General features: G+C 41.0%; 12 protein-coding genes. 1 reads left to right on the forward strand and 11 read right to left on the reverse strand.

Annotated elements, in window-relative coordinates; genetic code table 11:
- Window positions 1-912: 912 nt before the first annotated feature.
- The 6 genes from KHA99_RS03430 to KHA99_RS03455 form a co-directional block, all read right to left on the reverse strand.
- Entirely contained in the window at window positions 913-1,497 is a 585-nt protein-coding gene (locus KHA99_RS03430; protein WP_213116017.1) for a uracil-DNA glycosylase, read from the reverse strand.
- Between the two features lie 99 nt (window positions 1,498-1,596).
- Complete coding sequence (locus KHA99_RS03435) at window positions 1,597-4,734, reverse strand: AAA family ATPase (protein ID WP_213116018.1); 3,138 nt, start codon at window positions 4,732-4,734, stop codon at window positions 1,597-1,599.
- Window positions 4,731-5,876 carry an exonuclease SbcCD subunit D gene (locus KHA99_RS03440; protein ID WP_213116019.1) on the reverse strand — a complete coding sequence of 382 codons (1,146 nt, stop codon included), beginning with the start codon at window positions 5,874-5,876 and terminating at the stop codon, window positions 4,731-4,733. Before KHA99_RS03440 ends, KHA99_RS03435 begins: the two co-directional genes overlap by 4 nt.
- Before the next feature lie 183 nt (window positions 5,877-6,059).
- Entirely contained in the window at window positions 6,060-6,260 is a 201-nt protein-coding gene (locus KHA99_RS03445; protein ID WP_042463935.1) for a cold-shock protein, read from the reverse strand.
- A 385-nt stretch (window positions 6,261-6,645) separates the two neighbouring features.
- On the reverse strand, window positions 6,646-7,002 hold the full coding sequence (locus tag KHA99_RS03450; RefSeq protein ID WP_213116020.1) for an ArsR/SmtB family transcription factor: 357 nt from the start codon (window positions 7,000-7,002) through the stop codon (window positions 6,646-6,648).
- A 24-nt stretch (window positions 7,003-7,026) separates the two neighbouring features.
- A complete protein-coding gene (locus KHA99_RS03455; RefSeq protein WP_213116021.1) occupies window positions 7,027-8,775 on the reverse strand; it encodes a SulP family inorganic anion transporter in 1,749 nt (582 codons plus the stop codon).
- Window positions 8,776-9,212: 437 nt separating this feature from the next.
- On the opposite strand from KHA99_RS03455, the gene KHA99_RS03460 reads away from it, so the two are divergent.
- Window positions 9,213-10,004 (forward strand): TIGR00266 family protein, encoded by a 792-nt coding sequence (locus KHA99_RS03460; RefSeq protein ID WP_213116022.1) that lies wholly within the window; start codon window positions 9,213-9,215, stop codon window positions 10,002-10,004.
- A gap of 68 nt (window positions 10,005-10,072) precedes the next feature.
- On the opposite strand, the gene KHA99_RS03465 is transcribed toward KHA99_RS03460, so the two are convergent.
- The 5 genes from KHA99_RS03465 to KHA99_RS03485 form a co-directional block, all read right to left on the reverse strand.
- A complete protein-coding gene (locus KHA99_RS03465) occupies window positions 10,073-11,533 on the reverse strand; it encodes a DUF4153 domain-containing protein (protein WP_213116023.1) in 1,461 nt (486 codons plus the stop codon).
- Between the two features lie 69 nt (window positions 11,534-11,602).
- A complete protein-coding gene (locus KHA99_RS03470) occupies window positions 11,603-12,241 on the reverse strand; it encodes an HAAS signaling domain-containing protein (protein WP_213116024.1) in 639 nt (212 codons plus the stop codon).
- A complete protein-coding gene (locus KHA99_RS03475; protein ID WP_213116025.1) occupies window positions 12,222-12,569 on the reverse strand; it encodes a PadR family transcriptional regulator in 348 nt (115 codons plus the stop codon). The genes KHA99_RS03470 and KHA99_RS03475 overlap by 20 nt, the downstream gene beginning before the upstream one ends.
- A gap of 225 nt (window positions 12,570-12,794) precedes the next feature.
- Window positions 12,795-12,968 carry a hypothetical protein gene (locus KHA99_RS03480; RefSeq protein WP_213116026.1) on the reverse strand — a complete coding sequence of 58 codons (174 nt, stop codon included), beginning with the start codon at window positions 12,966-12,968 and terminating at the stop codon, window positions 12,795-12,797.
- A gap of 82 nt (window positions 12,969-13,050) precedes the next feature.
- On the reverse strand, window positions 13,051-14,493 hold the full coding sequence (locus KHA99_RS03485; RefSeq protein ID WP_213116027.1) for an amino acid permease: 1,443 nt from the start codon (window positions 14,491-14,493) through the stop codon (window positions 13,051-13,053).
- Window positions 14,494-14,743 lie beyond the last annotated feature (250 nt).

Here is a 14,743-nt window from a genome sequence, read left to right on the forward strand (position 1 = left end):
GCTTAGCAAATGCCATAGAATTCGACAACAAAATAACATAGAATAGAGTGCTTTATTGAATAGCACTCTTTTTTACTTAGGCTGTTTTCGAGGACTTTGTTCTTATTGGATTAGTTATTCAGGACAGTATTCGATTTTAAGGTTGGTTTTGGTCAAGAGCGGTGATTTGTGAAGGTTTTATTAAGATTTCTTTATTTCGATAACCAAGAACCCTTATTAGCAACCGAACTCATGCTCATTGGCTTTTCTTCATTTCGGTAGCCAAGCACTCCTATTGGCGACCGAACTCACTGAGTTTCCTTCATTTCTGTAGCCAGGCACTCCTATTGGCGACCGAACTCACTGAGTTTCCTTCATTTCGGTAGCCAAGCACCCCTATTGGCGACCGAACTCACTGAGTTTCCTCCATTTCGATAGCCAAGAACCTCCATTGGCGACCGAACTCACTGAGTTTCCTTCATTTCGGGTAGCCAAGAACCTCTATTGGCGACCGAACTCACTGAGTTTCCTTCATTTCGGTAGCCAAGAACCTCTATTGGCGACCGAACTCACTGAGTTTCCTTCATTTCGGTAGCCAAGAACCTCTATTGGCGACCGAACTCACTGAGTTTCCTTCATTTCGGTAGCCAAGAACCCCTATTGGCGACCGAACTCACTGGGTTTCCTTCATTTCGGTAGCCAAGAACCTCTATTGGAACCGGTTTTGGTAATAGAAATGGCATTTAATTTGACGCTAATTTTTCGTTGACAATAAGTATTGTCACTTGATATTTAACTTATTTATTATCTGTCAATTCTTCTTTAATTCACCCTTCAAAACCTTGATACGACAACAAAAAGGCATGCGTCAATTCGCATGCAAATAAATATGCCAAATTGCGTTCGTGCACCTCTTAACGGTACTCTTTATTGTTAAAGAGTGCAGCTTTTTGTATGGTAGTACTCTGCAGCAACCTTCCAATCCTCCAAAAATACTGACCAAAGATTAGGACGGCGCCTGACTGCTAAGGGATGATAGCCGACTACAGTAGGATAACCCTTAATTTCATGAATGGTACCACGAAGTGATTTTACCTCTGCTTCCGGATTGTCGAAAAAGGATTGAACAGCTACATTTCCAAAGCAAAGAATCAGCCTAGGCTGTTTTTCCTCCAGCTGCTGTTTAAGATGTATCATGCATGTTTCACGCGCATGCTCTTTGTCATAGGCTCTTACCGGTTTTCTTTTTAAAATAAAAGTTACATACAAATCGTTCATAGTGAAACCAACTTCATTGGCAGCCTTTTGTAGTGTTTGCCGTGTCCCGCATACAAATGGATTACCTTCCCGGTCTTCACGTGCACCTGGGTTATCAAGGATAATTATAATCGGGGCATCCTGGTTCCCCTCTCCCCATACCATCCTCGAACCATGCTTATCTAAACCGCACTCACTGCAGTTTTTTAAGTTTTCCGGAGTTGGCTCTTCCGGCCATAATATTGGACAAAACTCAGACATGTTATCCCTCCCGCCATTATAAAAACTAATGGTAGTTTAACCTTTTTCTATTTATAAAAATACGAAAAATAGCGAGTGGGTTTCCCCACTCGCTGTTGGTTAATTCGTAAACACAAACTCCGTCCGGCTCCCGGCTTGGCCTGCAATAACCTCAAGTCTTGCATCTATTCGTTCCTTCAATTCCGGAACGTGCGAAATGATTCCGACTAAGCGCCCGCTGCTTTGGATATCCATTAACGCTTCAATCGCCTGTTCAAGTGATTCAGGGTCTAGTGTACCGAAGCCTTCATCAATAAACATTGTTTCCAACGAAACCCCGCCGGCATAGTTTTGTACCACGTCTGCCAGCCCAAGCGCAAGAGACAAGGAAGCCTTAAAGCTTTCTCCGCCTGATAATGTTTTAACGTGCCGTTCCTGGCCTGTGTATTGGTCAAACACCAGCAATTCTAAGCCGCTCTGAGCATTCCCTTTAGCACGGTCTGTTTTTCGCAGCAACTGGAAACGGCCCGACGTCATTTTCCTCAATCTGTGATTAGCTTCTTGTAAAATATCATCCAAGAAAGCTGCCAACACATACCGTTCAAAGGTAATCCGGAAACTGTTCTGGCCCTTCGTGATCTCGTAAAGATGTCCAATCAGCTTATACCGTTCCTCAAGGGCCTTCATATTTTCATTTAATTTTTCAACACGGTTGCAGATTTCCTCGTTATCCCGTTTTTTCACAAAAAGGTCCGTATAATTGCGGTTTAACGCCGCTATTTCACTGTCAATTATCGCAAGCTCATTTTTAAGCCCGTCCACATCTGGAGTTTTCACATTCATTAATTTTTCCGTTAATTCATTCAATCGGTCGGAAACTGAACGTAATTCCTCCCTAAACCCGCGAATCTCTACTTCGAGACCGTGAATCACAGAATCAGAAAGTTTTGACGCATGATAGACATTATAGTTTTCGAAGCCCTGTTCCACCAATATATTCTTAAAAATCTCACGTTCAGCAGTTAATTCCTGCTGTTTAGAATCAAAATGCTTCTCGGCGTCCTGCAATCTCGCAGATTCGGCAGCAAGCTTTGCATTTACGGATTGCAAATGCCGTTGTGCCTCTTCTAACTGTTTAATTAACGCATCATAGCGGTTTTTAGAAACGGTAAGTGCCTTTTCATATGTTGATTCAGAACGAAGATTCTCCGGAATTGTATTCATCATTCTCGTCAGAATTGTCTTCTTCTCAGTATATTGAATTGTCAGTTCCGAAACTTCTTGTCCTAATAGTTGAATCGCCTTTTGCAGCTTTTGTTTTTCTAATTCCTGATTCTCCAGTTCCCTTTTGACCAAATCGAGCTTATTCATCTTTTCCGCTAATTTTTGTTGCGTTTCCTGCAGACTATTTTTCTCAGCAGTAAGCTCCGATTTCAGAAGTGGTAAATCAGGTTCGGAGAACTCAGCACGGTAACCACGAATTTCCTTTAGAACTTCCTCTAAAGTTTCCCTTTGTGTATTTTCTGCAGACTGGCACTGGTAAAGCTTTGCTTCATCAAGTGATTTTTCTTTTTCCCATTTGGCCGCTTGTGCTTTAGCTGCCTTCATGTCTTCTTCACTAGGAACACTTCCATCGTGCAGGACGGCTTTAGCAGGGTGATGTTCAGAACCGCAAACTGGGCAAGCTTCCCCCTCGTGCAATTTTGCGGCAAAAAGCGAAGCCTGTCCATGCAGCCATTTTTGCTCAAGTTCTTCCACAAGGGCCTTTGCATCTTGAAATCTGGCTGCCGTATTTTCATATCGCCCTGTAATTACTTGCAGTTCCTGTTTAGCCTTGTGATGGCGGCCAAGCAAGTTTTCAAATTTGTCAAGACGCTCAAGCTCAGACAACAGTTTTTCAACCAGCTGTTTATTTTCAACAAATGCCAGCTTGCCTTTTTCAATTTCTTCCTTTTGCTGCTGAAGGAGTTTTAACCGCTGTTCTGTTAATTCAAGATTACGTTCCGTTGTCACCTGGTTGTTTCTTGCGGTTTGCAAGGAGGTTTCTACCTTAGCAACCTCTTTCATTAAAGATGCAAATGAATAAACATCCTCTTTCATGTTAACTAAACGGTTTACTTCCTCTTGCGCTGCTTGCCGGTCTGCTTCTCTTTCGAGTTCAATTTTAAGGCTAATTTCTGACTGTGCCTTGCTGCTAGTTAATTTTCCTACCTCCGCTTTTAGTGTAGCAACATTAACATTTATTCGATCACATTCGCTCTTCAAACGATGGCATAGCTCTTCCTGTTTGGCTAAAAGGGCAGCTTTTTGGGCACGCTGAACCTGTCTTTCTTTTTCCAAGAACAAATCAACCTGAGATTCCAGGAGAGCCTTCTTTTCCTTCAGTTCTTCCTTCTTTTGCAATTGTTTGAGCGTCTCTTCTGCTTCATAAAGCTTGCCTTTAAGCGAATCTTGCTGCTTTACCTTTTCCTTTAATTCTTCGGACAATTGCCCCAATAATTCCCCCAAGCCGGCAATTTCCACTGCTAATAGCGGCATAATGATGGTGTCATTGTCACTTCCGGCAGTAAGATATTCCCGTAGTTCATCATTGGTCACTGCTTGAATCCGACGGATGGCTTCATTCCTAGCCTGTACTTGGTCTTCAACGGACTTTTTCAGCTCGTTCGCTTCCTCTTTCAGCTTATCCTCAACCATTTTATAAAGCTGCGTATGAAACAGTCGCTGCAAAATGATTTCCTTATCTTTACTGTCCGATGTTAGCAACTTGCGGAATTCGCCTTGAGGTATCATTAAAATCTGCCGGAATTGATTGGCATCTATCAGCATGATTTCTTTAATTTTTTCCTCGACATCGCTGATTTTGGAGGCTAGCAGCTTTTTCTCACCTTCGGCGTCCCACATATATAATTCGGCTTTAGCGCCGATTGAAGTGTAGCCGTCACCTTTTTCTTTTGGTTTCAACTGCTGTGGCGAGCGGGTAATGGAGTAGACCTTGCCTCTTAATGAAAAATCTAGTGAAACCTCGGTCAACAAATCATCCTTGGCAAATTGGCTCCTAAGCTCGGGGCCGTTACGATCCTCGCCGCTTGCCTTACCGTAAATAGCATAGCTAATCGCATCGAAAATCGTTGTTTTTCCAGCGCCCGTTTTTCCGGATATGACGAACATCGTCCGATTGCCCAGTTCCGCAAAGTCAATTACTTCCGTTTCAGCATAAGGGCCAAATGCTTTAATCGTTAATTTCAACGGTCTCATTTTGCGACTGCCCCCTTCAACACTTTATCAATGATTTCTGTCATGGCTTCTTTTTTATCCACTGTAAATTCAGACGTTGTCATCTCGTTGTAGAATTGTTCAAACAAATCTATCTCCGACTTTTTCTCGCTCCGAAGGGCATTGAAGGATTGTTTTTTCTTTAAATCTGTCATCTCAATTTTCCGCTCTAAATGAAGCACATTCGGGTAAACCTGGCGCAACTTGTTGATAGGGTCAATAAGAGCACCTTCATCTAATAGGTTAATTTTTAAATAATCTTGGGTCCGTTCTTTCTCATAAAATTGCGGGTCGAGCAGTTGTTCGAGATATCCCTCAATCTCACGCATATCATGTGAAGGAGTAAGAGAACGATAACGGTGTTCAAAGTTTCCCTTCTCATCCATTTCAATGATGGAAATAGACTTTCTTTGTTTGGCTTCGGAAAAAGAATATTTTAACAGAGAGCCAGAATATTTAACCTTTTCGTGGTTAATAGCATCAGGGCTGTGAAGGTGGCCCAATGCGGTATAAGAAAACGGTTCAAACAATTCTGCGCCGACGCACCCTGAGCCGCCCACGGATAAGATTCGTTCAGAATCGGATTGAGCTCCGCCTAAAACAAAAGCATGTCCAACCAAAACATTTGGTTCATTCGGGTTTAAAGTTTCTTCGATTTTGCCAATCATCGCTTTCATAGCTTCTTGATGGGAGTGGATGGAATCATCCCCTAAAAGCTGGCGTACGACCCCGGGCTCTGCGTACGGTACGAGATAAAAGTTTACCCCGTTAATGCGGACTGGATCAAAGCTGTTCGTTAGTTTGCCTGATAAATAAAATTGGCTGTGCTTGTACCATGAACTGCCAAACGAAAGGCGCTCCGCGCTGTCATGATTTCCGGCAATGGACACAATCGGGGTTTTCAATTCAACATTTATTTTTAAAAGGATTTCGTCGAGAAGTTCAACGGCATCGGTAGGAGGAACAGAACGGTCGTAAAGATCACCGGCAATGACAACTGCATCTGGTTTCTCCTCCGCTACTACGTCCACGAATTGGTGTAGAACCTCGCGCTGATTTTCCGTCATGTAAACGCCGTGTACCAATTTCCCTAAATGCCAATCAGCGGTATGAATAAATTTCATCTGCATCACTCCATGTTTTAAATACGTTTATACAATACTATTATTATAGCAAAATATATAGCAGGCTGGCCTTGGAAATGGGTTATGTTTTTTGGAAGCTGGGGGGATAATATCCATTGTGTGCGGAGACAATAAAAAACAGTCCGGCACAAGTACCGGACTGTTATAGTTAGTTTGATAAAATTACTTCTTAGTTACGTTAGCAGCTTGTGGTCCACGAGCTCCTTCAACTACTTCGAAAGAAACTTCTTGGCCTTCTTCTAAAGTTTTGAAACCTTCAGTTTGGATTGCAGAGTAATGAACGAATACGTCGTTTCCGTCTTCTCCTTCGATGAATCCGAAACCTTTTTCTGAGTTAAACCATTTTACTTTACCGTTTTTCATAAAAAAAAATCCTCCTATTGGCTTGAAAAAAGCCATGTGTAAAATTCACCAAATTACAACGCAGATAGCTTTACTCATTACTTCATCCAAACTTCGGTCAAAACCTTGATCAAGCATATTACATAAATCTAATCTCGTGCAACGGCTGTTTACAATTTATCATTATTTAGTAGGTATGTCAAGAAAGGGCAAGACGACATAAACTGACATCATTTTCGCCAATCCCATGATATTTTATTATTTTCACAATAATAATTTGCATATTAATCTATCAGGTAAGGAGGAAAACAAGAATCATATGTCGTTTTTTGAAGAAAAATATTTGGGCTGTCCTTTTGGAAAAGTCGTGACAGGTTTACTATTTAAATAGAAAAAACCGAAGAATTCAATTCTTCGGCGTAACTGCTGGTACTTCTTCCTCTTCTTTAAATTTATCCAATATAGTGATGGTATTGACCAAATGATTGTTAAAAATCTGTCTTGCTACTGCTAAGAGGTCAATGATCATGGAATCCTTTAATGTATAAATAACTTTGTTTCCATCCTTGGTGCCGGTAACAATGTTTTTCGCCCTTAGTACCTGCAGCTGCTGTGAAACAGCCGAGCCTTCACTACCCGCAAGTGTCTGAATTTCATTGACACTTTTTTCTCCCTCAGCGAGAATTTCTAAAATACGAATTCTTAATGGATGAGCCAAAGCTTTAAAAAATTCTGCTTTAAACCGCTGCATTTCTAAATTCAATTCATCATCACCTTTACTACAAAACTAGAAGGTAGCCGTTAATTTCTGTCTGCTTCCCTCTTTTGCCTCAGTACCGGAAAGCTTCTTACATTCTCTAAATGCAAAATGCTTACAGCCCAGGCATTTGTTTTGATTTATTTCCTTTAAAGCATATTGAATGGCTTCACCTGTATGGGCAAAGAAATGTTCATCGCCTACAACCTCGTATAACCCCGTCTTTTTCAGTACACTTTCCGGCTGCGGATTTATTCCTGATATTAATACTATACCATTTTTGGAAAAGTGGCGTACAATACTTGCCAAATTCGCTTCCCCGGTTGTGTCCATAAATGGAACCCTGCCCATCCGCAACAACAGAATCTTCGGACGATAATTAATGGTATTCATGATCGTTTCTTCAAATGTAAGGGCTGCACCAAAGAACAGCGGTCCTTCAATATTAAAGATGCTAATCTGCGGACAGTCATGTGTATCGGTCACCATCCCAGTTTCCACCTTGGCGCGATTGGTTTGCGGGTTCGGCAGCGCTTTGGCCGTAATCATCACGTCGCTCATCCGTTTGACAAACAGAATGGCTGACATGACCAATCCTACCTCCACCGCCACGGTCAAGTTCACAAAGACTGTTAATAAAAATGTGACTACAAGAACAAGTGAGTCCGTTGATTTTGTTTTAAAAATATGGGCAAAAACCTTTCGCTCGCTCATATTCCAAGCAACGACCATTAATATCGGTGCCATGCTGGCAAGAGGAATAAACGATGCATATGGTGCAAAAAAGATTAACACAAGCAGAACCACAATTCCATGAAAAATCCCTGATAACGGTGAAACTGCTCCATTTTTTATATTTGTTGCTGTCCGGGCAATGGCACCTGTCGCTGGAATCCCGCCAAATAATGGCGTAATCATATTGGCAATACCCTGCCCGACAAGCTCTTTATTGCTGTTGTGACGACTGCCCGTCATCCCATCTGCGACCACGGCAGAAAGAAGCGATTCAATCCCGCCGAGCATGGCAATAATAAAGGCTGGCCTAATCAATTCTAGGATGATATCCATATTTAGCTCAGGCAGATGCAGTGCGGGCAGAGTACTAGGAATTTGACCGTACGCCGTACCAATGGTTGCTACCTGTCCAGGATAAAACAAGGAAGCGGCAGCCGTTGATACGACTAAACCGATTAAAGGGCCCGGTACCTTTGGCGCGATTTTAGGTGTTATGATAATCGTTGCCAAACAGATCGCTGCTGTTAAAATACTGAAAATATTCGTAGACCCAAGGTGCACAACAATTTCCTTAATGTTTAAAATAAATTCCTCATGCTTTTTGATGCCCTCTAAACCTAGGAAACTGGCAATCTGTCCTGTAAAAATGGTTACCGCAATACCTGCGGTAAAGCCGATGGTAACAGGCCTTGGGATATATTTAATCAGCGAACCAAGCTTAAATACCCCCATTAAGACAAGGATTACTCCAGCCATGAAACCCGCTATCAGCAGGTTTTCATAGCCATACGTCATGACGATTCCGAACAAAATCGGAATAAATGCACCTGTTGGGCCGCCAATTTGATACTTGGAGCCGCCGAATAAGGAGATAAGAATCCCGGCAACAATGGTCGTGTAGATTCCATACTCTGGCTTCACTCCTGAAGCAATGGCAAAGGCCATACCAAGGGGGATCGCAATCACCCCGACAATCAACCCAGAGAGCAGATCCTTTGGTACACTCTTTAAAGAATAATGATGGAATCTTTTATCTGTAAACATACTCACCCTTCTTATCACATATTTTTGTATATCTGATTATTTGAATATACAATAATAGATAAATATAATCAATAGTAATTGTTAAATGAAAACTCGTCGATTGGCGAGTCCGATAGGACGGTTCATGAGGCGTAGTTGAATTTATGCGTTAAGAATAAAATTTGGAAAAATTTTATTCTTATTAGCTAAAAAATATACAATTGTTTTCTTTTTTCGTTTATGGTACAATAGCATAGCGATGAGCTGAATTGCATAAGACGAGAAACATTCCTTCTAGGAGCACACAATGTGGAGTGTGGTTTTTTCGCCGCAATACGCAAAGACGCCTGATCTTTCAGGCGTCTTTTTTATTTTGTCCCTTGATAAGATTAGCACTTTTTTCCTATTTCCTTTAAAATATAGATAGGTGTTAATTTTTAAAAGTGGAGGAATCCGTTATGAATAACCACGAGATTGATTTTAAAATTTACGGTGATGATATGCAGTTTGTGGAGGTGGAACTGGACCCGCAGGAAACAGTTATCGCAGAAGCGGGAAGTTTCATGATGATGGATGACGATATTCAGATGGAGACCATTTTTGGTGATGGTTCTGGCGGTAGTGGCGGCGGCCTGATGGGCAAGCTGTTTTCAGCGGGAAAACGCGTGTTAACAGGTGAAAGCTTATTTATGACAACCTTCACGAATGCAGGTGCAGGCAAACGCCATGTATCCTTTGCTTCCCCTTACCCTGGAAAAATCATTCCGATGGATTTAAGTCAGTTTGACGGCAAAATTGTCTGTCAAAAGGATGCATTTCTCGCAGCGGCAAAAGGTGTTCAGGTCGGCATTGAGTTCCAGCGAAAAATTGGCGTCGGCTTCTTCGGCGGCGAGGGCTTTATCATGCAGAAGCTCGAAGGCGACGGAATGGCGTTTGTTCACGCAGGCGGTACCATTATTGAAAAGAAGCTCGGTCACGGTGAAAGTTTACGGGTTGATACTGGATGCCTAGTGGCGATGACTCGTGATGTCCAATATGATATAGAGTTTGTAAAAGGCGTTAAAACTGCATTGTTCGGCGGCGAGGGCTTATTCTTCGCAACCTTGCGCGGCCCTGGCTCAGTTTGGATTCAGTCGCTGCCATTCAGCAGGCTGGCAAGCCGGGTATTTGCTGCAGCACCAGCACGAGGCGGCAGCAAGGATGAAGGCAGCATCGCCCGCGGTCTTTTTGATATGTTTAATGGCGATTAATTAAATTGTTCATTAACTAATAGAAAATTTACTAAAACTAAACCGGGCCTCCCAGCCCGGTTTTCGTCTTATTTGAAATTAAGCTTTCTTAGCTCCATAAATGCCTGCTCTCTTTTTAAATTATAGGACTGCCAAGATGCATCCTCTGTTAGGGCCTCCTTCTGCCTGACTTCTAAAATTTGCGTCAAACTTTCAATATTCTTATCTTTTTCGTAAAGGTCGATTAACCCCAGAACACCGGTATAGGACAGGCTGTCAAAGTGGTGAACATCAATTTTGCCTGTTAATTCATACCGGTCGAGGTTCTTACTTACGACAATTTGATTAGGATCGATCACCGTCATGACTGTGTAATAAAGTAAGGATGAAATAAAGAAAAAATGAAATAACGACAGCCGCTCTATCCAAACTTTCACCAATGTATAGGTAAAAATAAACACTAAAAATATCATAAACGAGTGTGCCATGACTCTTATAAAGGTAAATCCATACGCATCTTCATACATACTTAGCCTGATAAACGCGGAGCATAGCATCACAGCACTTGAAAACACCAAAAGTGTCAGCAGGATTTGCGTAAATCTTTTTATAAAATGAGATGTCAAGCCCACGAAAGTCAACACAACCACAATGATCGATAAATTAATGATGGTGACAAATAACAGTTCAAAAAAACCCTTTCTAGCGTACTCGGCATAGGTATAATCACCCTGAAGGGTTCCGCTGAAGAAATATTTAAACTGAACTACGGTAAATAATAGATAAACGATATTAATTAAACAAAGAACTGTTATGGTGATAATCGCATCCACTTTCAAGCCCTGTTGGAACTCAGGCTGCTTTATCACCTCAATTTGCTTTTTAATCAAGACCTGCATAAACCCAAAGAATGCTGCAGTAAAAATGAGAATGACGATTAACCTTATCATGCCTTCCGCATCAAATGCATTAAACCAATTCGGAATACCGCCCATAATCCGTTCAAACTGGGTATCCGCCGACATAAGAAGACTTAAGACCACAAATAGGACTGGGATTGAGATCAGAATACCGATGAAAACCTTTTTCCAGATGATAAATTTATCTTCATCCACACCTCGTTTTACACCGCTTCCAATCAGCTTAGTCATTGCCGCATTATATTTGATTGCATCTAACAGTCTAAAAAACAAATAAGGTATAAACCAAATTTTATTCCACTGCATACTTTTCGGACTTGTTACAATGACTATATGAAAAACAACTAGTGCAGGTATCACTATAATGTTTAATACATTAAAAAACATATTATCATTCAAAAAGTAGCTTGCGGCAAGAAGCCAGATGCAGCATAGAACCAGGTAACCGAATCGTTGGTGGGTAAACGAAAAGCGCCGGTACCGCCAAAAAAAGACCGCATAAAACGCGAAAAGAAACACCAAATATGAAATCCCTATTTGCCCGCGGAAAAATGATTCTTCAGCCAAAATCCCAAGCAATAAGCACAAACCTAAAAACAACCAATCCATTTTTGCCATTTTGCTTTCCATATTCATCCCTCTTTTACATTGTTTTTCTATATACATCGTATTTCTAGGTAATATTGCAAAAAAAACTGCTTATATCGACGCTTTCCTCCCCCATCGATAGCCAAGCATACTTATTGGGTACAGAAATATCGTAAAAATGATACAAGCAATAATAAATGTTTTCGTTAATAAAGGAGCAAACCATGAATGTGGTATGATTTCGAAAACAGTTAACATCATTAAAATTAAATTAGGAATGAGCGATAAAAGAAATGTTTTTCTGAGCAGCTTTCGTCCGCCATGTCCAAAGCCTCTGCCCATTTCATACCCCAATAATGCCCAAAAAAACAAATACAAGAAGGCAATTAAAGCGGGAATGGATGTTAGATGATTCCAAATTGATGTCAGCCACGACCATTGGTACAAATTATGTATAAGCGTCAGAAAACTGCCTCCTGCAAAAAAAATAATATTGAGGAGAATGAATAGCCATTTCATATTGCTTGGAGTGACGGAAAGTTCTTCCTGCCAAGCGGCAGCTATTTCTTCTGGACTTCCGAGCCTTGTGAATAAAAGGTCCTCGAGCTTCCCATGATCCGTTTCTTCAAAGGATTCTAAGATGATTTCATCAATATGGGTCTCGTATTCTCGAAGAATATTTTCTTTATCATAGTGAGTACCGAGTTCTTGGGACAATTCATTAAGAAACTTATTCTTCAGCTGTTCCATGCTTCGATCTCCCAATAACCTTATTCATTACTTTTACAAAGTCCTGCCACTCTCGTGTTTTTTCTGCGAGCACTTCTTTTCCAGCTTCAGTGATGCGATAATACTTACGGGCCGGTCCCTTCTCTTGCTCCTGCCAATAGCATTCAATATATTCCTGCTTTTCTAGCTTATGGAGCGCGGGATATAACGTCCCTTCCTTTACACTCAAACCATTTTCACTGCGCTGCTCTAATTCCTTTACCAGCTCATATCCATACATGTCGCGTTCGTTTAATAATTGTAATAAGATTAACGATGTGCTTCCCTTTACCAGTTCGCGGTTAAACATTTTTTCACCTACCTAGATTTATTAGGTATATAGAAATTCTACATGATAATTTTTGCCTTGTAAAGGGTTTTTAGATAAATAAAAACTTGCCGATTTGCGAGTCCGATAGGACGAAGACAGAGGCGTAGTTGAATTTATGCGTTAAGTATAAAGCTTTCGACAGAAAGTTTATACTTATTAGCTAAAAAAGTGACGATTTAAAAAAATCGCCACTCCCTATGTCCATTATTTCATTTTAAAATCATCTTGTTGACGCTCAATATACTCATCACGTTCGCCGCCATCTGACAATTCCTCGGAAAATCCATATCCCGTGTCACTCTGCACCAAGTTACTTGTCTTGATTGTTTTTGGATGTAAATTGTTATTAGGTGCAGCTTGCTCATTCCACTTTCCCATCGATATCACCTCATAAATAGTATTTGGCGATTTTAAAAGATTATCCACGAAAAAACGCTTGGAAGCCCAAGCGTTATAAGAATTAAATAACCATTTTTTTATCATTTTGAAGTTGTAATTCTTGCTCTTCTGTTCCGTCCTGCTCGCGGTTCTTTTTAATTTTAAAATGATAAATCAGGTAGCAGGCGATAACAAATGGAACACCAAGATACAATGCCAAGCGTTGCTCTGAGTCAAATGCCAAGCTGGACAATACCACAACGTTTAAAGTTAATGCAATAATTGGCAGGATTGGGAATAGTGGTGTTTTAAATTTCAAATCCTCCACTTTACCGCCTTCACGGATATATTTACGGCGGAAGGCAATTTGTGAAGCAGTGATGGAAATCCAGCCTACCTGTGCTCCTAAACCAGCTACTGACAAAAGCCAAACAAAGACAGTTTTTTCAGCAAAAAAGCCTGATAATAAAGATAGTAATGCAATCCCAAGTGTTAACACAAGCGCGTTAAATGGAACACCATTCTTGGTTACTTTTGTTAAATCAGGGCTGGCCATCTTTTCCTTTGACATTGCATACAACATCCGGGTTGCAGCGTAAAGACCTGAGTTTGCTACAGAAAGTAAAGCTGTTAGGATTACAAAGTTCATAATATCAGCAGCATATGGGATACCGATGCTGTCAAATACCACAACAAACGGACTTTCCACCACACCTGCTTTTTCCATTGGAATTAACCCGGCCACGACAAAGATTGCTAACACGAAGAAGAATAGAGTACGCCAAACTGTTTGTTTAATCGATTTTGGAATGGTTTTCTCCGGCTCTTCACTTTCTCCGGCAGCAATCCCGATTAATTCGGTTCCCTGGAACGAGAAGTTAACTGCAATCATGGTAATTATTAAAGCAGTAAAGCCGTGCGGCATTATACCGTGAGCTGTAAAGTTCGATAAGAATGGGGCAGCATGTCCGCCTTTCATATGAATCAGGCCAAACATGGCAGCGCCGCCTAGTGCGATGAACATGATTATAGCTAAAATTTTTATACTTGAGAACCAAAATTCTGCTTCACCAAAAGCTTTAGCAGATAAAGCATTTAGAGCGAATAATACGATGGCAAAAATTGCACTCCATACCCAAACATCTACATGCGGAAACCAACGCTGCATCAGTTGTCCTGCTGATAGCAGTTCAAGAGCAACAGTAACAGCCCAGCCTAACCAATATAACCAACCAAGAGCAAATCCTGTCCCCGGTCCAATAAATTTAGTAGTATAAGTTTGGAACGATCCCGATACTGGCATGGCGACAGATAACTCACCAAGACAAAGCATGGTTAAAAACATTATGAAACCGCCGACGATATACGAAAGAATTGCTCCTGTCGGCCCTGCCTGGCTGATCGTATAACCAGATCCTAAGAACAAACCTGAACCGATGACTCCGCCCAGCGAAATCATGAACAGATGGCGGGACTTCATCGTTCTTTGCAGTTCATGGGTTTGATTGTTTTCAGGTAATTGCATGAAATTTCCCCTCTTTCCCATTGAAGTATACGCTTTCAAATTGATGTGATTGTAAAAATAGGAGAAAATGTGACTGGCAAGTTGCCTTCACTTTTCTGTCACACAAGAAAGAATAAGCGAATTTAAAATTTTATACAACCGGCAAATCTTTCTAAAATTATCACTATTTTTACGTTATATTTAATTGCAATTTTCATGCCAAAATAAAAAGCTTAAATTTTGAACATTTTTCGAAATTATAGCGCCAAAA

Origin of the sequence: Neobacillus rhizophilus (assembly GCF_018343535.1) — a bacterium.
GTDB lineage: Bacteria > Bacillota > Bacilli > Bacillales > Cytobacillaceae > Neobacillus > Neobacillus rhizophilus.